The 20,501-nt window shown below is 71.5% G+C and carries 22 protein-coding genes and 1 tRNA gene; 5 read left to right on the forward strand and 18 right to left on the reverse strand.

Annotated elements, in window-relative coordinates:
* Nucleotides 1–128 precede the first annotated feature (128 nt).
* A tRNA-Arg gene (locus ACGFZP_RS04325) sits at nucleotides 129–201 on the forward strand.
* A 64-nt stretch (nucleotides 202–265) separates the two neighbouring features.
* Here the strand turns inward: ACGFZP_RS04325 and ACGFZP_RS04330 are convergent.
* From ACGFZP_RS04330 to ACGFZP_RS04400, 15 genes are all read right to left on the reverse strand, one after another.
* Nucleotides 266–1,444 (reverse strand): tyrosine-type recombinase/integrase, encoded by a 1,179-nt coding sequence (locus tag ACGFZP_RS04330; protein ID WP_392928455.1) that lies wholly within the window; start codon nucleotides 1,442–1,444, stop codon nucleotides 266–268.
* Complete coding sequence (locus tag ACGFZP_RS04335; protein ID WP_392928456.1) at nucleotides 1,444–1,686, reverse strand: excisionase family DNA-binding protein; 243 nt, start codon at nucleotides 1,684–1,686, stop codon at nucleotides 1,444–1,446. The genes ACGFZP_RS04330 and ACGFZP_RS04335 overlap by 1 nt, the downstream gene beginning before the upstream one ends.
* Nucleotides 1,687–1,983: 297 nt before the next feature.
* On the reverse strand, nucleotides 1,984–3,564 hold the full coding sequence (locus tag ACGFZP_RS04340) for a YfjI family protein (RefSeq protein WP_392928458.1): 1,581 nt from the start codon (nucleotides 3,562–3,564) through the stop codon (nucleotides 1,984–1,986).
* Nucleotides 3,565–3,692: 128 nt separating this feature from the next.
* Nucleotides 3,693–4,610 carry a bifunctional DNA primase/polymerase gene (locus ACGFZP_RS04345; protein WP_392928460.1) on the reverse strand — a complete coding sequence of 306 codons (918 nt, stop codon included), beginning with the start codon at nucleotides 4,608–4,610 and terminating at the stop codon, nucleotides 3,693–3,695.
* 241 nt (nucleotides 4,611–4,851) lie between these two features.
* Nucleotides 4,852–5,058 carry a hypothetical protein gene (locus ACGFZP_RS04350; RefSeq protein WP_392928462.1) on the reverse strand — a complete coding sequence of 69 codons (207 nt, stop codon included), beginning with the start codon at nucleotides 5,056–5,058 and terminating at the stop codon, nucleotides 4,852–4,854.
* A 15-nt stretch (nucleotides 5,059–5,073) separates the two neighbouring features.
* Entirely contained in the window at nucleotides 5,074–5,670 is a 597-nt protein-coding gene (locus tag ACGFZP_RS04355; RefSeq protein ID WP_392929627.1) for an SAM-dependent methyltransferase, read from the reverse strand.
* Between the two features lie 108 nt (nucleotides 5,671–5,778).
* Complete coding sequence (locus ACGFZP_RS04360) at nucleotides 5,779–6,054, reverse strand: hypothetical protein (protein ID WP_392928464.1); 276 nt, start codon at nucleotides 6,052–6,054, stop codon at nucleotides 5,779–5,781.
* Complete coding sequence (locus ACGFZP_RS04365; protein WP_392928466.1) at nucleotides 6,051–6,275, reverse strand: hypothetical protein; 225 nt, start codon at nucleotides 6,273–6,275, stop codon at nucleotides 6,051–6,053. The genes ACGFZP_RS04360 and ACGFZP_RS04365 overlap by 4 nt, the downstream gene beginning before the upstream one ends.
* A gap of 222 nt (nucleotides 6,276–6,497) precedes the next feature.
* Nucleotides 6,498–8,675 carry an FtsK/SpoIIIE domain-containing protein gene (locus ACGFZP_RS04370; RefSeq protein ID WP_392929629.1) on the reverse strand — a complete coding sequence of 726 codons (2,178 nt, stop codon included), beginning with the start codon at nucleotides 8,673–8,675 and terminating at the stop codon, nucleotides 6,498–6,500.
* A gap of 147 nt (nucleotides 8,676–8,822) precedes the next feature.
* A complete protein-coding gene (locus ACGFZP_RS04375; protein ID WP_392928468.1) occupies nucleotides 8,823–9,020 on the reverse strand; it encodes a hypothetical protein in 198 nt (65 codons plus the stop codon).
* A 20-nt stretch (nucleotides 9,021–9,040) separates the two neighbouring features.
* Nucleotides 9,041–9,490: a hypothetical protein gene (locus tag ACGFZP_RS04380; RefSeq protein WP_392928470.1), complete on the reverse strand. Its 450-nt coding sequence runs from the start codon at nucleotides 9,488–9,490 to the stop codon at nucleotides 9,041–9,043.
* A 42-nt stretch (nucleotides 9,491–9,532) separates the two neighbouring features.
* Complete coding sequence (locus ACGFZP_RS04385) at nucleotides 9,533–9,913, reverse strand: RRQRL motif-containing zinc-binding protein (RefSeq protein WP_392928472.1); 381 nt, start codon at nucleotides 9,911–9,913, stop codon at nucleotides 9,533–9,535.
* A 2-nt stretch (nucleotides 9,914–9,915) separates the two neighbouring features.
* Nucleotides 9,916–10,272, reverse strand: coding sequence for a hypothetical protein (locus ACGFZP_RS04390; protein ID WP_392928474.1), 357 nt, complete (start codon nucleotides 10,270–10,272; stop codon nucleotides 9,916–9,918).
* Entirely contained in the window at nucleotides 10,269–11,522 is a 1,254-nt protein-coding gene (locus ACGFZP_RS04395; protein ID WP_392928476.1) for a hypothetical protein, read from the reverse strand. Before ACGFZP_RS04395 ends, ACGFZP_RS04390 begins: the two co-directional genes overlap by 4 nt.
* The gene (locus tag ACGFZP_RS04400; RefSeq protein ID WP_392928478.1) at nucleotides 11,519–11,797 is read right to left on the reverse strand and encodes a hypothetical protein; all 279 of its coding nucleotides are present in this window, start codon (nucleotides 11,795–11,797) and stop codon (nucleotides 11,519–11,521) included. Before ACGFZP_RS04400 ends, ACGFZP_RS04395 begins: the two co-directional genes overlap by 4 nt.
* Before the next feature lie 503 nt (nucleotides 11,798–12,300).
* Between ACGFZP_RS04400 and ACGFZP_RS04405 the strand changes: the two genes are divergently transcribed.
* The 3 genes from ACGFZP_RS04405 to ACGFZP_RS04415 all read left to right on the forward strand — a co-directional run bounded on the left by ACGFZP_RS04405 (nucleotide 12,301) and on the right by ACGFZP_RS04415 (nucleotide 14,702).
* Nucleotides 12,301–13,068 (forward strand): GntR family transcriptional regulator, encoded by a 768-nt coding sequence (locus ACGFZP_RS04405; RefSeq protein WP_392928480.1) that lies wholly within the window; start codon nucleotides 12,301–12,303, stop codon nucleotides 13,066–13,068.
* Nucleotides 13,065–13,619: a GNAT family N-acetyltransferase gene (locus ACGFZP_RS04410; RefSeq protein ID WP_392928482.1), complete on the forward strand. Its 555-nt coding sequence runs from the start codon at nucleotides 13,065–13,067 to the stop codon at nucleotides 13,617–13,619. The genes ACGFZP_RS04405 and ACGFZP_RS04410 overlap by 4 nt, the downstream gene beginning before the upstream one ends.
* A 99-nt stretch (nucleotides 13,620–13,718) precedes the next feature.
* Nucleotides 13,719–14,702, forward strand: a complete 984-nt coding sequence (locus ACGFZP_RS04415; RefSeq protein ID WP_392928484.1) for a hypothetical protein — start codon at nucleotides 13,719–13,721, stop codon at nucleotides 14,700–14,702.
* A gap of 329 nt (nucleotides 14,703–15,031) precedes the next feature.
* Here the strand turns inward: ACGFZP_RS04415 and ACGFZP_RS04420 are convergent, their stop codons facing one another.
* The 3 genes from ACGFZP_RS04420 to ACGFZP_RS04430 are packed head-to-tail and all read right to left on the reverse strand — an operon-like array spanning nucleotide 15,032 to nucleotide 18,900.
* Complete coding sequence (locus tag ACGFZP_RS04420) at nucleotides 15,032–15,727, reverse strand: response regulator (RefSeq protein ID WP_392928486.1); 696 nt, start codon at nucleotides 15,725–15,727, stop codon at nucleotides 15,032–15,034.
* Nucleotides 15,724–17,997, reverse strand: coding sequence for a nitrilase-related carbon-nitrogen hydrolase (locus ACGFZP_RS04425; protein ID WP_392929631.1), 2,274 nt, complete (start codon nucleotides 17,995–17,997; stop codon nucleotides 15,724–15,726). The genes ACGFZP_RS04420 and ACGFZP_RS04425 overlap by 4 nt, the downstream gene beginning before the upstream one ends.
* Nucleotides 17,998–18,027: 30 nt before the next feature.
* Nucleotides 18,028–18,900, reverse strand: a complete 873-nt coding sequence (locus tag ACGFZP_RS04430) for a phosphatase PAP2 family protein (RefSeq protein ID WP_392928487.1) — start codon at nucleotides 18,898–18,900, stop codon at nucleotides 18,028–18,030.
* 462 nt (nucleotides 18,901–19,362) lie between these two features.
* Here ACGFZP_RS04430 and ACGFZP_RS04435 point away from each other — a divergent pair, with 462 nt between their 5' ends.
* A complete protein-coding gene (locus tag ACGFZP_RS04435; RefSeq protein WP_387942031.1) occupies nucleotides 19,363–20,334 on the forward strand; it encodes a sigma-70 family RNA polymerase sigma factor in 972 nt (323 codons plus the stop codon).
* Nucleotides 20,335–20,501: the final 167 nt, after the last annotated feature.

Below are 20,501 nucleotides of genomic sequence, written 5' to 3' on the forward strand. Positions count from 1 at the left end.
CTTGCGTACACCATGATCCCATCAGCCCCTGCGGCCTCACCACCCGCCCGACCCCTAATCCGGTACTCTGTGGACCGGACGCCCCTCCGGCGCCCGCATCCTGGTCGCCGAACAGGCCGGCCGGCCCCGCCTCAGTAGCTCAGGGGATAGAGCACGGCTCTCCTAAAGCCGGTGTCGCAGGTTCGAATCCTGCCTGGGGCACAGCGCGAAACGCAGAAAAGGCCCAGGCCAGAGGGTGAATCCCTCCGGTCTGGGCCTTTGCCGTTCAGTCCTGCTGGTCACCTCGTGCCACGTCCGTGCCAGAACGCTCCGGCGGGACCTCCTTCGAGAGCTCCCGCTGCACCATCTCGTCCATCCGGTCGGCGACGGCCCGGTCACGGTCGCTGGTCATGTGCTGGTAGATCAGCGCGGCCCGCGCGGTGCTGTGCCCCATGCGGATCATGAGTTCCCGGGTGCTCGCGCCGCTCTGCGACGCCATGGTGTTCCCGGTATGGCGGAGATCATGGAAGTGCACCTCCATCGGGATCCCCGCCCCCTCCTTCGCGGCGGTCCAGTCGTCCCGGAAGTTGCTCCGGCGCAGCCGGCCGCCGCGCGGCCCGATGAACATGTGGCCGTCCGACTCCGCCCCCGCGAAGTGCTCCATGTGGTGCTGAAGGGCATCCACGATGGAGTCCGGGAACGCGACCGGGCGGAACCCCGCGCGGCTCTTCGGCGCCTTGTCGTACAGCTTCCCGCTGTACAGCTCCGCCTGATTCCTGCGGACCCGCAGAAGCCGGGCGCTCAGGTCGACGTCCCGCCGACGGAGTGCGGCCAGCTCGCCGAACCGCAGCGTGGTGAACGCGGTCACCAGGACCAGCGCCCGCCACCGGGGCGCGATGGCGTCGGCGGCCGCGAAGACCTCGGCCACGGACAGGACCGGGCGCTCGGGCACGTCGTAGGCGTCGGCACCCTTGATCCGGCACGGATTGCGCCGGATCAGCTCATCGTCGTCCACGGCTGTGTTCAGCATGGCCCGCAGCATCTGGTACGCCTTGACCACGGTGGGCTCGCCGACGCCGGACTCCAGGAGGTGGGTCCGCCAGGTGCGCACCCGGGCCGGGGTGATGTCCACGAGGAACCTCGGGCCCAGGGCCGGCATGATGTGCAGCCGAAGCGCCGTCTCGTACCGCTCCCGGGTTGTCTCCTCCAGCTTGCGTTCCTTGAGCCACTTGGTCGCGTACTCCCCGAAGTTCACCTTCCCGGCATCCGGGTCGACCCACTTGTCGCGGGTGATGTCGGCTTCGAGCTGACTTAGCCTTACCTCGGCGTCGGTCTTGGTGGCGTAGGTCTTCTCGTCGGGCCGCAGCTCTCCGGTCAACGGGTCGCGGTAGCGGACCTGCCAGCGGCCGGACGGGAGCTGGCGGACGGAGCCGAAGCGGCGGCGGCTGTTCTTCTTGGCGGTCATCAGGCGGCGTTCCTGTTCCTGGCGGAGCGGCGGACGTGGATGGGCTGGACGGTGTTCTCGGCGATGAACTCGGCGACGGCGGCCTCCGGGATGCGGACAAGGCGGCCGACCTTCACGAAGGTGATCCGGCGCTCTTCGATGAGCCGGCGCGGGAATCGCTCACCGCTGGTCGTCCAGGTCCCGAGGATTTCCGCGACTTCCCGGACGGTGAGAAGTCGGGCCTTGAGGTGCGCTGCGGTCACTGCTGCCCTCCCTGGGCGGTGGCGGGGCCGGGATGGCGCCGCAGAACCCGCAGAACCTGCAGAACCCCTTTGCATGGGCTCTGATCTGCGGGTTTGTTGGCGAGTTTGGGTTCCGCAAAACCTCCGGAAACTCCCGCAAAACCTCGGCCGCGGTGGCGGCGGGTCGGGGTGGTGGGGTTCTGCGGGAGTTTCCGGAGGTTTTGCGGTAGCGACTGGCTTTGGCGTTTGTGCTGGTCAGATGAGGTGTCCGGGGGTTTTGCAGGTTCTGCGGGTTCTGCGGGGGGTTTCCGGGGTCGGTCAGTGGGTGGGGTGGGTGATGGTGGGGTGGGTCTGGTAGCGGGGGGACGGGGGCCGGCCGCCGCGTCCGGTGCGGGCGGGGGGTGCGATCTGGCGGATCCAGCCGTGGTCTTCGAGCAGGGCGAGGGCGGGGTCGAGGTCGGCGACGGTGCGGAACTCGGCGCGGGGCAGGGCGTTGAACAGCTCCCGGCGGCTGATGCGGTTCATGTTCGGGTGCGCTGCGAGCCAGGCCATGACGGCGCGGGCCTTGCCGAGGGCGGCGTCGGATCCCATGGCGTCGAACACGGCCAGGGCGTGGGCGGTGAAGTAGTCGCCGATGCGGCAGGCGGCGGTGAGGGTGTCGGCGGCGATGGGGCGGGTCCAGCCGTCGCCGGGGTGGGTGGCGAGGTGGAGCAGGCCTGCGATGCGGCACACGGCGCCGTCGAGCTTGGACGCCCAGGTGTCGATGTGTGCGAGGGGGCCGCCGGGCCTCAGGCGGGTCTCGGTGGCCTTCTGCTGGGCGAGGAGGGCGGCGTCGGCTTCGGGGGTGAGGGTGAGGACGGCGGGGTCGGTCCAGTCGGCCATGGCCAGGGTGAGGGTGGCGAGGGTTTTGGCGTAGGTGTCGGCGACCCGATGGGGGATCAGGTCGGGGGTGAGGTTGCGGAACCCGACCAGGGACTTGGGCATGGAGTAGAGGAAGCGGGCGAGCAGGCCGCGTCCCTCGAAGCCCTTGGCCTTGGCGATGTCGCGGAACACGGACGGCTGCACGGCCAGGCCCATGGTCAGGGCGGGGGCTTCGAGGTACTGGCTGTCGCGGCCCTGGCGGTTGACGCGCAGCATGTCCCCGGCGTGGCCCTTGAGGAAGACTTCGAGGTTGGGGGTGCCGGAGTAGCGGCCGGCGATGATGTCGAAGATGCCGCCCTCGGCGGAGACGACGGACATCCGACCGCCCTGCTCGGCCAGCAGGGAGGCCAGGCCCTCGGGGGTGACGTCGTCGGCGATGAGCTGCGGGACGGCCGGGACGCTCACCGCCTCGGCGGTCTCCGCCAGTTCCACCGCTTCGCGGGTGAGGCGCTCGCGTTCGGCGGGCTCGGCGTTCGCGGCGCGGGCGGTGGCCTTGTCGGCGGCGGCCCGGGTGAGCTTGGCCGTCGTCTCGGCCTCGGCTCGGACCCCGGCGATGTTCTCCTTCAGGATCTTCTCGACGGCGAGCATGGGGCGGCTCATCTCGCCGACGATGCTGCTCTTGCGGTTGCCCGGGGGCAGGGCGATGACGGTGAACAGGTTCACCGGCTCGCGCCACCGCCCGCGCACCGCCACCACCGCCCGCCCTCCACAGGCTGTGGAGAGCATGCTCAGGCCCATGCAGCCGCCGAGATCGGCGGGGGTCTGCGTCTCCTCGGCGGCTGCGGCCACCATGTCACCGAGCCAGCCGGGCAGGGCGTCCACGGGGAACGGCGGCAGCGCGCGGGCCTGTCCGAGGGGGACGGGGCTGTCCCACACGTCGGCGTCGATGGGCGCGGGCTCCAGCTGGTCCCAGTCGTCGCCGAACAGGCTGGTGACGTTGTCGGGCGGTCCGTCAGGGCGGGGGGCGGGGACGGTCACGTGTGCTCCTTCGGGTGTGTGGTCGGGTGGTGAGGTGGCCCGTGCGGGGCCGGGGGTGTGTGGGCGGGGCGGGGCCATGGGAGGCCGGATAAGCGCTGTTCCGGCCTCCCATGGCGGCGGGCCCGTTCTCAGGCGGCGCGGGAGGCGGTGGCGGCGGCCTTGAACCCGCGTCGGATGGCGTACTCGCATTCGGCGGGTTTCAGGCCGGTGGCCAGTCCGGCGTCCAGCAGCGCGTCATGGGCCAGGGCCTCATCGAGGGCGCGGGTGTGGATGAGGCGTCCGACGGCCGCGCTGCTGGCCCACAGGCGGTTCTTCCGCCCGCCTTCCGCGGTGGCGCGGACCTTGTCCGCTTCGCGGGTTAGGACGGCCCGGGTGTAGGCGTCCTGGTGGTGGATCCGCTCCCGGAGCCGGTTCGGGTCCGGCACGGCGGTGGGGGCGGGTTTGGGGGCGAGGGCTGCGAGCAGTTCGGGCGGGGCGGGGGCGATGCTGTTGGGGTCCGTGCCTGCGGCGAAGTAGTAGGCGCCGTGGGTGCCGGTGCTGCCGGGGCCGACCAGGTAGCCGCCGCTGCCGCGCACGTCCAGGCCGTGGGAGTGGTCGCGCTGCTTGCCCACCGAGTTGAGCAGGCGGGTTCCGGGCTCGGTGGTGAGCCACAGGTGCCAGCCCCCGGAGGGGGTGGCGACGGTGGCGGTGGCCGGCACGGTGAAGCCGTGGTCGGCGGCGAGGGCGCGTAGGTCGGCGACGCCGTCGAGGCCGTCCTTGACGTCGAGGTCGATGCCGATGAGGTGGTGGGGTTCGCGGCCGCAGGCGATGCCGTAGCCGCTGGCCCACCGGGCCCGCTCGAACATCCGCTGGATGAGGGTGTGGTCGGTGGTGGCGTCGTGGACGCCGTGGCCGAGCCTGCCGCACCCGCCCTTGCAGTCGCCGACCGCGCGGGGCGGGTGGGGGCTGGGGATAGCCGGGGTCTTGTGGTCGGTCAGGGGGAAGACGTTCAGGCCGCGCTCGGCAGCGTGGTGGGCTGCCACAAGGGCGCGATCCCAGGCGGACACGGGCTCTCCTTCCGTGTTGGTCGGGGCTTGGCGGCCGGGGCCGCCCCGGTCCCCGACGGCGCCGGAACCGGGGCGGGGGCCGGTTCGTGGTGCTGTTCGGCGCAGACCTTGTGCGCGGGCCTGCACCGCTCGTCGCGCAGGGGGGTGGGGCGACCGCACCAGCGACACGGGCGGTCGCTGGTGCGGTCGAAGTGGGCGTTGTCACGCCAGTCCAGGACGGCTGTCATGGCGCGGCGCTGGGTCAGTCCTGCTCGTCGTCGCCGTACTTGGCGTTCCAGCGGTCGATGGCGTCCTGCTGGATGCGGTCGGCGCGGTTTTCCAGGCGTTTGGTGGACTTGCCGCGGTTGTCGGCGCGGGTGATGCGCACGCCGAGGAGGAAGAGGCGGGCGGCGTCGCCGATGTTGTCGGCGCCCATCTGGTGGGGGTCGAGGTAGGTGCGCTTGGCCATGGCGGTTCTCCTGTGTCAGGCGGTGGTGAGCCGGGCGGCGGCCTGGTGGCCGATGAGGCGGGTGTAGTGCGGGGGGATGGCTTCGCGCAGTCCGTCGCGGGTTGCCCAGGGCATGTCCATCACGGCGGCGCTGCGGGCGAGGGGGACGTTGGAGAAGTTGCCGACGACGTGCATGAACTCGCCGTCGGCGACGGGGCGGCCCATCTTGGCGAGGGGCGCGGTGTGGGCGGGGTGCGGCGTCGGGGTGAGGGTGAAGCCGCTGGTCTCGAAGAGGCGGTGGCGGTAGGTGCGCAGGCTGAATGCTGCGCCGCAGAGCATCACCGGGTCCCGGAGTTCGGCGCGGGCCTCTGGGACGTTCTCGATCACCCAGGGCCTGCCGGTGGACTCCAGCGCCGCCCGGGTAGGGGCGATGAGGTCGGGGTGCTCCCGGCCCCGGATCTTCTGGGCGAGGGTGTAGCGCTGGCACGGCGGGGAGGCGTGGACGAAGTCGAACCCGTGTCCGTGCTCGGTGATGAACACGACGGCGTCGGCCTGCACGAAGCGGAACGGGTAGCGGGGCTGGCCGGTGAGGTCGACGCCGAGGACGTCGTAGCCGGCGAGCCAGTAGCCCATGCCGGCGCCGCCCTGGCAGCAGTAGGCGTCCAGGACGGTCAGGCCGTTCCACGGGCGGGCGGGCAGCCAGTCGGCGGCCGGGCGGATCTGGTGGTCCATGGGGGCCCCTCAGGCGGCCCGGCGCGCGGCGCCGGGGAACGGCAGGACGGTCGCCAGGCTTGCGGGCTGTTCGGTGGCGGGTGCGGGGGCGCCTTCGCCGCCGTCGGGCGGGGCCGCGCTGTCGGCGGCCCGGTTGGCGCGTTCGGCGGCGGATTCGGCGAGCACGGTGCGGATGGCGGCGGAGTCGGTGCGGTGGCCGCGCTGGGAGATGAGGGCGGCGGCGCCGAGGACGGCGCCGGGGCCGAAGAGGACGGCGGCGGTGATGGCGTCGGTGGTGGTGCTCACGGGGTCCCTCCGGTGCGGGTGGCGGTGGCGAGCAGGTCCAGGACCGTGGTGCCGAGGAGTGCGGTGCGCTGCTCGATGGCGGTCCAGGACACGGGGTCGATGTGCATGAGCGCGGCCAGCGCGGCGGCGGGCTCGCGGTTGGCTGCGGCGGTGAGGGCTTCGCGCAGGTGGACGGCGGCCAGCGGCCGGATCCCGGTCGGGGCGGTGGTCGTGGCGGGCATGCCTCTCCCTTCGTTGGATTACGGAGAGTGATGGCGTGTGGGCAGGGAGGGAGGCACCCCCGGGTCGGGGGAGGGCGTTTCCGGGCCCGGATTGGGGGTGCCGGGGGCGCCTCCCTGCCTCCCTGACGCGCTCATCAGGGCTGATCAGGGGCGGTGTGGGGGTTCAGGGAGGCGGTCAGGGAGAACTCCCTGCCTCCCTGGCGCCTCCCTCCAGCGGATTCGCTACGCTCCGTCGTTCTCGGCGCGGAGCTGGAGGGCGGATTCGACCTTGGTCCGGGACACGACCTGGACCCCGTCGGACTTGTAGGGGGCGGCGCCGGCCGCATCCAGGACGGCCTTCAGGTCGCCGAACGTCCACTCCCGGTACCGGCCCGGGTCGTGGGCTGCGAGCCCGGCCAGGACTTCCTGGGTGCGCATGCGCTTCTCGTCGCCGAGGACGGTCGCGATGTCCGAGAGCGGATCGGCGGTGTCGGGCCGGTCGACGGCGCTGAGGGTGGTGACACCCTTGCGGCGGGCCTTGGCCCGCTCGGCGATCTCGGCGGCCTCCTCGCCGTTGATGTAGTGGGTGCGGATGGTGATGCTGCTCTGCCCGGGGGCGAGCTTCACACCGTCACCCGCGACGACGAGGGTGCCCTTGTCGTCGCCTTGGCGGAGCTTGTGCGGGGCGGCGCCGCCGTCGATCGCTTTGTCCCCGAGTGCCATGCGGGCCTGCTCCTCCGAGCCGAGCACGAGGGAGGCGCGGATGTGGGCGCCCTCGCGGACCAGCTTGGGGAGGTTCTCGTTCGTGGGGTCCTGGGTGCCCTGCCACAGGATCACGTTCACGGCCCGGCCCTGGTTGTGGAGCTTGCGGGTGTTCATGAAGTAGCGGCTGGTGGCCTTGGTACCGCCGTAGGGGCGCTTGTCGTCCCCGATGGCGGGGCACATGAACGCGACCTGCGCTTCGTCGACCAGCAGCACGATCGGGTGGAACCGGTGGTCGGTGCGGGCCATCTCGCGGGTGACGCCGTCGGTGGCGCCGGACTGCTCCAGCAGCGCGATCCGGCGCTCCATCTCCGCGACGCCCTGCTCCAGCATCTCGGTGGCGCCGATGACGTGGTCGTCCGTGGGGCCCTGGATGAGGACGGTGGCCAGGCCGTCGAACATCCGCCAGTCGCCCACGCCCTTGAGGTCGGCGATCCGGAACTCCACCGACGTGTCCAGGGCCAGCCACAGGGCCAGCGCGCGCAAGGACGCGGTCTTGCCCTGGTTCGAGAGGCCGGTGATCAGCAGGTGGCGCTGCAGCAGCGACAGGGTGGCGGCGTCGCCGCGCAGGTCCTGGCCCCAGGGGGCGCGGCCGTTGTAGAGGTCGGCGGCGGTGTCCGGGTCGGTGACCAGCGGGGACGGGCCGATCGGCTCGTTCAGCGCCCCGCTGTCGGCGATCCACAGGCGCACGGTGCGGGCGGCCTGCGGGATGGTGATGAACACCTCGTGCTCGTGCCTGCTCAGGTTCTCGGCGAGCTTGCGGCGCCTGCTCTGCACCTCCAGCGTCGACACCCCCGAGGGCAGGGTGACGTCCACCTCGACGCCGCAGCCGGCGATCCGGATCGGGCCGAGCATCCCCGCCCCGGCATCGCCCATCTCCCGGATCGCCTTCCGCAGCGGGGCGACGCCGAGATCCCGCAGCGCGGTCACCACGATCGAGGGGGTGATCGGCGCCCCGGCGTCGTCCCGGGCGGTGGCCGGAAGGGTCCAGGCGGGGGCGGCCTGGCGCCGGCGGCCGAGCGACCACAGGGCGAGCAGACCGAGCCACGGGCCGGCCACGGTGGCCGGGCCCCACAGGATCCCGATGAACACCGCCACCCACCGGATCAGGTCGATCACGGTCATGGTCGGCGCTATCACCCGGGCGATGTCCTTCTCGGCGATCGCCAGCACGATGCCGAGCAGCAGCAGCGCGCCCTGCGCGGTGGCGAGCGCGACCGCGGCGCCTTTCGCGGCCTGCTGAGGCGACTTCAGCAGGTCCATGCGCCGCTGGTGGCGCGCGGCCCGGAACGCGGCGGCTCGCACCTCCCACTCCATGGCCACCTCGTGCTGGCCGGCGGCCTCTGCGGTGCGCATCATCCGCTCGTAGCGGGCCAGCGTCCGCCCGTCCCACGCCCGCCGCGCCGCGATACGGCCCCCGGCGGCCACGTAGGCGCCGTGGCGCACCACCAGCCGGGCGGCGGTGCGGGTCCGCTCGTCGGTGAGCACCACCCGAACCGAGCGGCCCCCGCGCACCCACGCCGGGGCCTTCGGCGAACGGCCGCTCCGGGCAGCGGAGTTGGGGAGATCGGCGCCCGCGTCCGGGACGGGCGGCGCGGGGAGGGTGTGCGCCGGTTCGGGGGCGGGGGTGCGGGCGGCGCGGACCTTGGCCAGGTCCACCACCACACCCCCGACGGGGATGGTCTCGGTGCTGTGCGGCTGGTTCACTGGGTGTTCCTTCCTCACTGCTGGTTGTGGTGCGGAAAGGGCCCGGGGCGGCCGGACACGCCGGCAAGCTGAGCGGCCGTCCCGGGGTGAAGCAGACTGCTAGCGGCCGATGGGCCGCAGCTCGTGCGTGTGGCACAGGGCGGGGCCGATCAACCAGCCGATCCGGTTGACGGTCCAGCGGCCGTTTGTGAGCGGCCCGGGCGGGATCTCGTCGACGATCCGGCCGGTGCGGCCGGCCGCCCGGGGGTCGTCCTCGCAGGACATGATCAGGACCTCGTCACCAGCGGCGAACGTCATGATGGAACTCCGATCTGCGGTCAGGCGGCGGCGATGAGGGCGGCGCAGGTCTCGAAGGCGTGGTGCCAGGCCTGGTCGAGCAGGTAGCCGCCGTTCATTCCGTGGTCGGCCAGGCGCACGAACGTGCTCTTGCCGGTCGCGTCGGCCAGACGCCGCAGCGGCTCGCGCCGGTCGGCGATGTAGTGCGTGACGGCGGACAGGGCGAGGGCGGCGGCCACCGGGCCGAGCCGCAGCCGGATGCCGAGCAGGCGGGTACCGGCGAGCAGGACGGCGCCCTGGGTGGCGGTGTAGGCGGCAACGTGGGCGACGCAGGCACGGCGCCCGGCCGCGCTGGACTGCCCCTCGTTGCGGTCGTGCTGGCCCTTGATACGGGCCTGATGGTCGGACTGGATCCAGTGGTCGGCCACGTCCGCCGACGCCCGCAGCAGGGCGTAAGCGGCAGCGAACCGGGCAGCGCGAACGCTGGTCACGAAGACTCCAAAGGTCTTTTGGTGCGGGGAAGTTGTGGATGTTCAAGCGGCGATCGGCAGGCCGTCGGCGCAGGGCAGGCAGGTGCCCAGGTGCGCGGGCAGGACGTATCCGGCGTCCCGCCCGCAGGCCGGGCACAGGCGCCGCGCCCGATTGGCGGCGGCCAGGGCCCGTTCCCGGCCGGGGGTCATGGGGCGGACGGGCTTGGCGAGGGTGAGGCGGTAGAGGTAGGCGGCCCGCACACCGCCGGCCGCGCGGCGCGAGCGCCAGAGGACCTGCGCGGCGACGGGCTGGCCGCCGGGACGCAGGCCCCGGGCGCGCAGCTGCCGGCGGGTGAGGTAGCCGGTGGGGGCCATCCGCCAGGGGAAGGTGGGGGTGCCGCCGTGCCGGTCGCCGGTCGGGTCCCAGAAGCGGGGACGGGACACCGCTACTCCCAGGTCGTGGCGGGCTCGGGCAGGTCGTAGAAGCCGAGGAGGCCGACCGGGACGCCGTGCACCGCGCCCGTGGCGGTGAGCCACGCCGTGGTGCTGCCGTAGCTGTGCTTGTGGTCGACGCTGGTCGGGTCCAGGCCGAGCGCGTCGCGCCACTGCTCGAACAGGTCGAGGCCGTCGTACAGGACGAGTTCCACGCCCCACACGGGGTCGGTGGGGTGGCCGGTCACCGCCAGCTGCAGCCGGGCGGAGGGCGCGGGCAGGGCGGCGTGGGCGGTGAGGATGGCCAGCAGGGCGCCGGCCGCCTTGATCTGGTCGGCGGCGGTGGGGAGTGAGTCGGTGCCGGTGGTCACTGTGCGTTCTCCTCGCCGGTGTCGTTGAAGGTGGTGCGCTCGGCCCTGACCGCGGCGCACAGGCGGACGGCGTAGCCGGTACGGCAGCCGAGCAGCGCGCGGACCTTACGGCTCGACAGCTCCTCGCCGTTGGCTGCGAGGTTGGCCGCCAGCACGCGCACGCGGGCGAGATCGGCCGGGTCGAGCGTCCGGTCCCCGGCCGTACCGGAAGCGCTACCGCCGCCGTCGGCGGAGGGCTTGTTCACAGGTTCGCCAGAGTTCGGTGCGGACACGTTCGACCCGTTTCCGTAAAGGGCTTCGAGCGCTTCTGCCGTGATCGGGGAAGCGCTCCCCAGACCCTCGGGAACGGTGTCGAGGTAGACGCCATCGGACGGCCCGGAGGGCAGCGGGAGGGTGAGGGCGGGGAACGGGTCGTCGGGCATTCCCGGCCACAGATCGGCCGGCGCCGGAAGCGTGCTCACCTCCGCCACCCGGGCCCGGGCGTTGAGCCGCTGGGCCAGCAGCTCGGCCGTCAGTCCCGGGGTGGTGACGCCATGGACGTACTCCCACGCGATCCGCCACGCTTCGTCGGCCGACAGCGCTCCGTAAGCGGCGGCGGACAGCAGACGGTCCGCAACGGCCCGCACCTTCGGGTGGTGCTCAGCCCTTCGCCGGGCGTGCTCGGCCTTCTCCTTCGCCTGCTTCTTCTCGGCGGTAGTCGGACCGCGGCCGCCGTGTGTCTGCAGGTCGGTCAGCCACACGGCGCCGATGCTGGACAGGGCCAGCACGGCGGCGACCCACCGGGCGTCGGGGTACTGCTGCCAGCCGTGGGCGAGGTTGATCCCGGCCGCGACCAGCCCGGCGGCCCACGCGCCGAGGCGGTAGGTGCGGGTGGAGCGCTCACCTTCGGCCTGCGCGCCCATGGCGACCAGCGCCCACGCGCCGCCCTCCAGCATCGCGGACAGCAGCACCGCGAGCAGCAGCGCCACGTCCGCGTGGTCGAGGGCGGCCACCTGGGACACCACGGCCGGCACGATCGAGCACGCCTGCACCAGGCGCACGAACGCTCGCGCCGGATTCGTCGTGACCCAGGCGACCAGGCGGCCCAGTCGCTCGGCCCGCGCGGCACGGGCCCTGCTGCGGGCCTGCTCGGCGTCGAGCCGATCGGCCTCCCGGCGGAGCCTGGCGGCCTCGGCGTCCAACCGGTCCTGCTCGCGCTCGTCCCGCCGGTCCGCCCGCCGCTCGGCGCGGTACTCGCTCAGCCCGCTCATGCCGCCGCCCTCCCCTGCCCGATGCGGATGCGGGGCCGGCGGGCGGCGTACAGCGGCACGGGCGCCTGGTCCATCAGGCGCTCGGCGTGGGCGGCCAGCTCCGGGTCCTCCCGACGCAGGTCCGCCAGCACCGCCAGCGCCACGTCCATCCGGGCCCGGTACGCGAGCGCCGACTCACCGGGCACCCCGGCGAACAGCTCCTCGTCCACGCCCAACGCCAGCTCCGCGAACTCCTCGGAGTCCACGGCGCACTGGCCTGCAACAATCGACTTCACGGGTCTACCTCGTTCCAGAAGGGGAGGTGGGGCCCCAGGGGCTGCCGCGCGCCCGGCCAAGGAAAGCGCGGCGGCCCCGACATATCCAGGCCCAGGCCACTCGTCACATCACGAGTAGCCATGACCCCCGACCCGTCGCAGGACGGATCGGGGACCAAAGACACTCGTTGTTGATCTGGTGCGTCTTTCGGGAGCGTGCTCCCGCTTCAGGCAGACGCGGATCTTGCGATCACTGCCCTCCGGACTGAAAAGGCGCCGGGAACCATGGCCCCGTGAGGCCGCTTCGCCCTGGGCTCGGCGGTAGCCGGCCATTCGCGGACGCATTCGTGCAGGTCACACCCGTTTGGGCAAGACCTAGCAAGCGCTACTTGTTCCTGTTGGGCCTCTGGCTCAACTGGTAGGTACAAGCTGCTGAACATGATGCTGCACTCACGGAGCGCAATCGTCAAGCCCATTGGTTCAACATGTAGGAACCAGTTGACTGGATGCGTCATCATTGAGGTATGAGCACCCAGCCGCTGTACCGTCGCGTGGCCGACGCCCTCCGGAGCGAGATCAGTTCTGGAGCCCTCGCTCCTGGTGCCCGCCTGCCGTCCGAGCGCGAGCTCTGTGACCGCTTCGACGCCTCCCGGAACACCGTCCGCAATGGCCTGAAGGTGCTTGTGTCCGAGGGCCTTATCGCGCCCAGCCAAGGGCTGGGCTACGAGGTCAGGTCGCGCGAGGTCTTCAGCCTGAACGCCTCTCGCTTCGAGAACCTGACCTTCCCCCAGAACGGAGACGCCTACAACACCGATGTGACACTGGCCGGGCGCCAGCCGCATCAGGAGTTTCGCGTCGAGATGCAGCCCGCGCCCGCCGAGGTGGCGGAGCAGCTTCATATCTCGGAGGGTGCGACGACGGTCCTGCGGTTCTGCCACCGCTACGTCGACGGAGTGCCGTGGTCGACCCAGGCCACGAACTACCCGATGTGGCTGGTTGAGAGGGCTCCACGCTTGGCCGAGCCGGGCGACATTGACGAGGGGACGACTCGGTACCTGGCCGGAATCGGGGTTGAGCAGGTGGGCTACTTCGATGACATCTCGACCCGGATGCCTACGCCCGACGAGAGCAGGTTGCTCCAGACCGGGGACGGCGTTCCGGTGCTCGTCTGGCGTCGGACTGGCTACTCGGCGGACAGGCCGATCCGCTACACCGTCACGACGCTCCGTGGAGACCTGAACCACATGAACTACGAAATCGGCGACTTGACTGCTCTGGGCGGCGACAAGTGATCATCGAAACCGCGAAGCCTGCCGACCTTGAGTATCTGCTCGCCGCTCGGCGTGAAGCAGCTGCTTGGCTTCGGGCCCTCGGTAGTGACCAGTGGAGTCGTGACTACCCCGCCGGCAAGCTGCTGGCCACGATCGAGGCCGGCACCGTCTTCATGCTGCGAGACGACGCGGAGACGGCTGGGGCGATAACCGTCACGCCAGAGGCTGAGCAGGGGCTCTGGAGTGATGACGAACTCGCCGAGCCGTCCCGATTCGTCAATAAGCTGACCGTGTCGCGCGACTACGCCGGCCGTGACATTGGCGGGCGACTCTTGAACTGGGCGAGCGAGCGCGCCGCCAGTGAGGGTGCCATGTGGCTCCGGCTGGATGCCTGGACCACGAATGAACGGCTACAGCAGTACTACTTGGACCACGGGTTCACCCACGTGCGAACGGTGAGAGAGGGGGGCGCCGTGAATGGCGGTCCGCGAGTGTCGGGCTGGCTGGCTCAGCGTGCCACGGGCCCAGCCGAGCATGGGTTCACTGACCGAACCCTTCGTATCGTGGTCTAACGGCCGACGTCTCACGGCGCGCCGCTCATGCTAACTGGCGCCAGGGTGAGCGAGGCCAGGGGGAATTACAGGCACTGCAAGAGACAATGGGGAGGATTTGTGGCTGACTCGTCGAGCCCTCGGCGCTTTCGCGAGTATGAGTTGGTTGATTTTCTGGCAGTAGTCATGAGTAAGTCGGGCTACCGCGACATCGCCGTTGATGCCAGTGCGGGACAGGGGAGAAGGGTTGACCTTCTCGCGAAGTTCGACGATGAATTTTGCATCATCGAGGTCAAGCGAGTCTCGCCGCAGACAGGTATTCGCGTTGTCGACTATGTGGACCAGCTAACTCATTATGTCGCTTTGATTGAGCCGGAGCTGCCCGCTGGCGCGAATGTCAGGCCAGTACTTGCGATCCCCGGAGTTCTCTCGGAGCGCGTACTTGATCGACTTGAGTCGGCTGGAATTGAAGTCTGGGATGCGGCCTGGATTGCGAAACATGCGGTAGCAGTCGGATTGCGAGAAGAAGCCTCTAGATTCCTGGCTGATGAGCACTTCGATGGCATTCCCGACAGTCAGCATGTCGACCTGAAGAGAAGGTTGGCTGAGATCCCTCCTGGCAGGGGTGCCTGGCCGGCCTATCAGAAAATCTGCAAAGATATCCTGGAGCTTCTCTTCTGCCCGCCCCTCAGGTCTCCGATCTGGGAGAGGAGTGATGAATCCGGCGTAAATAGAAAGGATATAATCCTCCCGAACTATGCAACCGACGGCTTCTGGGAGTTTATGCGCCGGGAGTATCATGCGGATTATGTAGTTGTCGATCCAAAGAATTACACTCAGGGGATCGAGAAGGGAGAGGTTCTTCAGATTGCGAATTACCTCTCCAGTCATGGAGCGGGGCTCTTTGCTATCATCATGGCGAGAGCTGGCGCTAAGAAATCTGCACTCCACTCCATTCGTGATCAGTGGACTCAGCATAGAAAGATGATTGTCGTGCTCGACGAGGCGGATATTCTTCAGATGCTCGCCGATGCCTCGTTCGGCAATGATCCAAGTGAGTTGATTCGCCAGAAGATCGAGGACTTCCGGTTGGGGATGTCCTGATGTCGTGCCACAGTCGTGCCATGACGGGCGGGGAGCCGCGGGGAATCGCGGACGGCGGCGGTCAGAAGTAGGGGCGCTGGGAGCTCCGTCAGAACTGCAGGTCGGAGCGCGTCAGTCACACCTGTGCTCCTAAAGCCGGTGTCGCAGGTTCGAATCCTGCCTGGGGCACAGTGATCACCGGCAGGCCCCCCGCCCTCTTCGGGCGGGGGGCCTGCCGGCGTTTCGGCGGGCGTGAGGGCGGGGCGCGGGCTGGACCGCCGGAGCCGCGCGGGCAGGGGCCTGGCCCTGGACGCGGCCCCTCCCTCGCTCCTCGGCCGGGTTGACCCGACTCAGCCCGTCGGGTTCGCCGACCGGGCCGCGACCAGGCCGGACTCGTAGGCCGCGATCACCGCCTGGGCGCGGTCGCGGACACTCAGCTTGCCGAAGACGCTGGTGATGTAGTTCTTGACCGTGGAGACGCTGATCCCCATCGCCGACGCGATCTCGGCGTTGTCGAGGCCGGTGGCCAGCAGGTGCCACACCTCGACCTCGCGGGGCGTCAGTTCGCCCAGACCAGGTGCCGGCGACGGCGGCTGCGGAAGGCGGGGCGCCGTGACGTAGGTGGAGATCAGCCGGGTGAGCAGGCGCGGTGCCACGGCCGCCTCGCCGGTGTGCACGGTGCGCACGGCCGCCAGCAGCTCCTCCGGGGAGACGTCCTTGGGCAGGAACCCGGAGGCGCCGGCGCGCAGGGCGGCTACCACGTACTCGTCCATGTCGAAGGTGCTCAGTGCCAGGACCCGGCTCGCGGGCAGCTCCCGGGTGAGCCGCTCCGTCGCCTGGACCCCGTCGAGGACCGGCATCCGGATGTCCATCACCACGACGTCGGGCCGGTACTGGTGCGCGAGTTCGACCGCCCGCTGCCCGTTGTCCGCCTCGGCCACCACGTCGAACCCGGGGTCGGGGGCCATGATCAGTGCCAGGCCCCGCCGCACCAGCGGCTGGTCGTCCGCGATCAGCACCCTGATCCGCTCCGGGGATCCCGTCATCCGAGCCGTTCCTCTCCGTCGACCGGCGCCAGCGGCAGGCTGGCCGCCACCCGGAAGCCACCGCCGTCGAGGCCGCCGGCCACCATGCTGCCGCCCTGCAGTGCGACGCGCTCGCGCATTCCGATCAGACCGTACCCGGTGCGGCCTGGTCGTGCCCCGCCCGCACCTCCCACCCCTGCCAGGGCGCCCACCAGGGCGTCGGCCGAGGCGGTGGCGCCGTCGTCGGACACCTCGACGGTGATCCGGTCCGGACGGTACGTCAGCTGGACCCGTGCCCGGGCGGGGCCGGCGTGCTTGCGGGTGTTGGTGAGTGACTCCTGGACAATCCGGAAGACCGCCAGGCCGGTGCTCGGCGGCAGCGGGCGCTCCTCCCCGAGGACGGCGAGGTCGGTGGGCAGGCCGGCCCGCCGGGACTCCTCGACGAGCCGTCCGAGGTCCCCGACACCGGGCTGGGGGGCTGGCGACGCCCCGTTCAGTGCCACGTCCGGCTCGTCGCCGGCCCGGAGCACGTCGAGCAGTTGGCGCATCTCGCGCAGCGCCATCCGCCCGGAGCCCTCCAGCGTGACCAGGGCGTCGCGCACCACCTCGGTGTCGCCTCCGAGGTTGGCCCTCGCCCCGCCGGCCATCAGCTGCATGGTGGTGATGTGGTGGGCGACGATGTCGTGCAACTCCCGCGCGATACGGCGCCGTTCCTGGGCGACCGCGCGGTCGGCCAGCAGCCTTCGCCTGGCCTCCACCTCGTGCTGCCAGCGCTTCAGGGCCTCGGCTGCGGCGATGATCAGCGCCGCCGCGAGCACGTTGGCCGCCGCGATCCCGATCGGCGGGGGCAGCGGATGCCCCCGGCCCAGCAGCGGCACGACCGCCGCCACGAGGCCGGCCGGCACCGCCACCGCGATCCCGCGGGACCGTGCCACGGAGAACAGCGCGATGCAGAGGGTGCAGTTGAAGTGGGGCGGCACCAGCACGCTCAGGTTCAGCGCCAGGCCGAGGGCCAGCACACCCGCCAGCGACGCCAGCGGGTGGCGGTGCCTGGTGAGCAGCGGCATGGCCGCCAGTACGAGCAGGACCATGGCGGTCAGGGCGATCGGCCGGTTCTGGTCCTGGCCGCCGATCGTGTAGCCGAGGAGGTCCAGGGCGGCGGCCCCGACGGCCACCAGCGCGTCACTGGTCGTCCAGGGCAGGCCGTCGGCTCTCGGCGATGCCGAGGTCGGTGTCGATGTCGATGTCGAGGCCGATGGTGACGGCAAAGCCACAGGAACAGGCGAAGGAGAAGGCGGCAACGGCGGTGGCGTGGGCCGGTGGTGCGTCGGCATGCTGGTGGTCCTCCCCGTGGCCGACCGGCCCGGCCTGCGCCGGTGCCGCCGCGACCGTCGTCCGCGAGCCGTTCCCGCGGCGGTCCGCAGCCCCGGGAGGAAGCCGTCGTCCGGCCCTCTGACCAGGACCGCAGCCGACGTCCGCGGCCCATTCTCGCAGCGGCTCCCGCCCCCGGGTGCTACCCGGGGCCGACCTCGGACCAGGACCGTGGTCCTGGTCGGGCCCCGCGTGCCGGACCTGGCTCCTGCGGGAGCGAGACGTCGGGCGGCGCGGCCCCGGGGGGCTCGGACACGGCCGGTGCCCGCCGTACCGGTCGTGCTGGGCGTCAGGCCAGGGCGTGGTGGGTCCGGGGAGTGGTGGGTCCGGGGAGTGGCCGGGGCGCGGGTGTGGAGGTCGGCGAGGAGGGTCTCGGACTCCCGGGTGGCGCGCAGGACCTCGGGGTCGAGGTCGGCGAGGACGAGCTCGCGGTGGTCGGGACCGGCCTCGGCGAGCAGGCGCCCGTCGGGGGACCGGACCGCGCTGCCGCCGCAGGTGTGCCAGGGGCCGGTGGTGCCGACATGGTTGGCGAGCACGGTGTAGAGGGTGTTGTCGAGGGCGCGGGCGGGGAACCAGGTGCGCGGCTCGTGGTGGCCGTGGCCCACGCTGAACAGGGCGCCGACCAGGTAGGCGTGGCAGCCGTCCAGCGCGGCCGCACGGGCGTGCTCGGGGAAGCCGGAGTCGTAGCAGATGCCGAGTCCGAGCCGCCAGCCGTCGAGTTCGATCGTGCGGTCGCCGGTGCCCGGCCGGTAGTACTCGCGCTCGGTCTTGAACAGGTACTGCTCGTCGTACCGGGTGACGAAGGAGCCGTCCGGACCGAAGACCAGGGCGGAGACCAGGAGGTCGCCGTCCTCGTGCACGGCCGCGCCGACGGCGGCGGCCGTGCCGGTCTCGCGGCAGGCATCGGCGATCGGCGCCAGCCGGGGTCACCGGGCTGGACGGTGTACCGGCTAGCGAACCGCGTTGTCCGCCCGGCCGGTGGTCTCGTCCAGGCCGTCCAGGTTGTCCAGGCCGTCCAGGTTGTCCGGGCCGTCCAGGTTGTCCAGGCCGTCCAGGTCGTCCTCGAAGGGCGCGGGGCGGGCCGGCGCGGCCAGGACGCGCTGGACCCTGGGTCTGGTCCGCCAGTTCACCCGCCGCACGTCCCGGGCCAGGGCGCCCGGCCGCCAGAGCTCGACGGCGGTGGTGACGGCGCCCAGCACGATCCCGGCGGCCAGCCAGCCGCCGAGGACGTCGCTCGGCCAGTGCACCCCGAGGGCGACCCTGGTCCACCCGATCGCCAGCGCGGTCAGCAGGGCGACGGCGCACGCGGCGGTGCGCCCCGCGCGATGGGCCTGCGGCCAGAACAGCCCGACCAGGACGGCGCAGGTGATCGCCGAGGCCATCGCGTGCCCGGAGGGGAGGGCCGGCCCTCCGGCGTGCGAGACCGGATCGGGGAAGTGCGGCCGCGGGCGGTCGAAGGAGAGCTTCAGCAGCCACTGCCCGCCCCAGCCGACCAGAGCCTGGGTCGCGACCCATCCGGACAGCACCCGTGCGCCGATCAGCCAGAGCCAGACGGCGGCCAGGCCGAGGAGCGTACGCATCGTGACCGTGCCGCCGATGTCGGAGAGCGTCTGCACCGAGGCCGTCCAGACGGTGTGGCTCTGCGAGTAGTCGTGCATGCTCGCGACCCAGCCCTGGTCGAACCGGTCGAGCGGGCCCCAACAGGTCTGCACCAGGACTGCCAGGACGCCGAACAGGACGGCGCAGCCGACCGCGATCCCCGAGTACCGGAGCAGGCGCTGGTTACGCCGGGTAACGGCGGGCGAGCTTTTGGTCAGGTGCATGGCTGACACCTTCCCAGTGCGCCCTGGTGATCGGACCGTGCGGCGATCGCGATTCGGCATCGTTTGTGCGGAGGACCTGCGTGCGCCGGGTCGCGGGCGCGGGCGGAAACCGGGAGTGTGGAGGGTGTGTCGGCGTGGCGCGTGGGAACGCACGCGACGGCCCGGAGGTTCACCGGACAGTGGACTGTGCGGTGAACTGGCGCGGCCGAGGCGGCCGCCACGAACCGATCGCTCCGAACCGATCGCACGGCTCGCACCCGCAGTGTCGGAGCGGTCACCCTCCGTCGGAATCCGGAGTGGAAAGCGGCAGGATACTGCATCGCTGGAGGAATCTGAGCGACTTGGGAATGTTGTCCGGAATCTGTTCGTTGGATCGTTACGTGTGAGCCCCCCGGGGCCCGCATTTCTTGCCCTCTCGGGGCAGGCAGGCAGACCTCGGCAACACCAGCAAAGGGAGCAAGCATGGCCACCCGTGCCGTCGTTCGCGACAGGGCCGACCGGACTCGCGCGGCCCGCCCGACCAACCTTGAGGCCGACCGTGACCTGGTCGGCATGTACCTCGACGAGATCGCCAGGACACCCCTGCTCGATGCCGCCGAAGAGGTCGAGCTCTCGCTGCGGATCGAGGCCGGCGTGTACGCCCGGCACCTGCTGGACGAGGGCGAGCCGCCCAAGGGCGTCAAGCGCGAGGAGCTGGAGGCGATAGCCGAGGACGCCGAGCGCGCCAAGGACGTCTTCATCCGGTCCAACCTCCGTCTCGTGGTCGCGGTCGCCCGGCGCTACCCGCGCAGCGGCCTTCCGCTGCTGGACCTCATCCAGGAGGGCAACGCGGGCCTGGTGAGGGCGGTGGAGAAGTTCGACTACGCCAAGGGCTTCAAGTTCTCCACCTATGCGACGTGGTGGATCCGGCAGGCGATCACCCGGTCGATCGCCGACCAGTCGCGCACCATCCGGCTGCCCGTCCACCTGGTCGAGGAGCTGGGCCGGATCCGGCGGGTGCAGCGGGAGAAGTCCAAGGAGCTGGGCCGCGAGCCCGAGCCGGCCGAGATCGCGGCCGAGCTGGACACCACCGAGGCGCGGATCAAGGACGTGCTGGACTGGGCCCGGGATCCGGTCAGCCTCAACATGTCGGTCGACGACGAGGGCGAGACCCAGTTCGGCGACCTCGTCGAGGACACCGGGGCGACGTCTCCCGAGGACGCCGTGATGGTCATGCTCCGCCGCGAGGAGCTGGACGGCCTGATCGGACGGCTGGACGACCGCACGGCATCGATCATCCGCTCCCGCTACGGGATGGAGGACGGCCGCGAGCGCACCCTGACCGAGGTGGGCAAGCAGCACGGGCTGACGCGTGAGCGGATCCGCCAGATCGAGAAGCACGCACTGGCCGAGCTGAAGCGGATCGCCGACCACGCGGGCTTCGAGGCCGCCTGACGGCCTCGTGGCGGCCGACTGGCGAGAGTCGGCCGACCGGCGGGGCCCGGGGGGGGGCGCGCCCCCCCCCGGGCCCCCCCGGGGGGGGGGGCGCCCGCCCCCGGGGGGGGGGCGGTTGGGCCACAGGGCGGGGGTCGGAACCGCCCCGGACGCCCGCGGCGGCCCCC

Origin of the sequence: Kitasatospora sp. NPDC048239 (assembly GCF_043202015.1) — a bacterium.
Lineage (GTDB): Bacteria > Actinomycetota > Actinomycetes > Streptomycetales > Streptomycetaceae > Kitasatospora.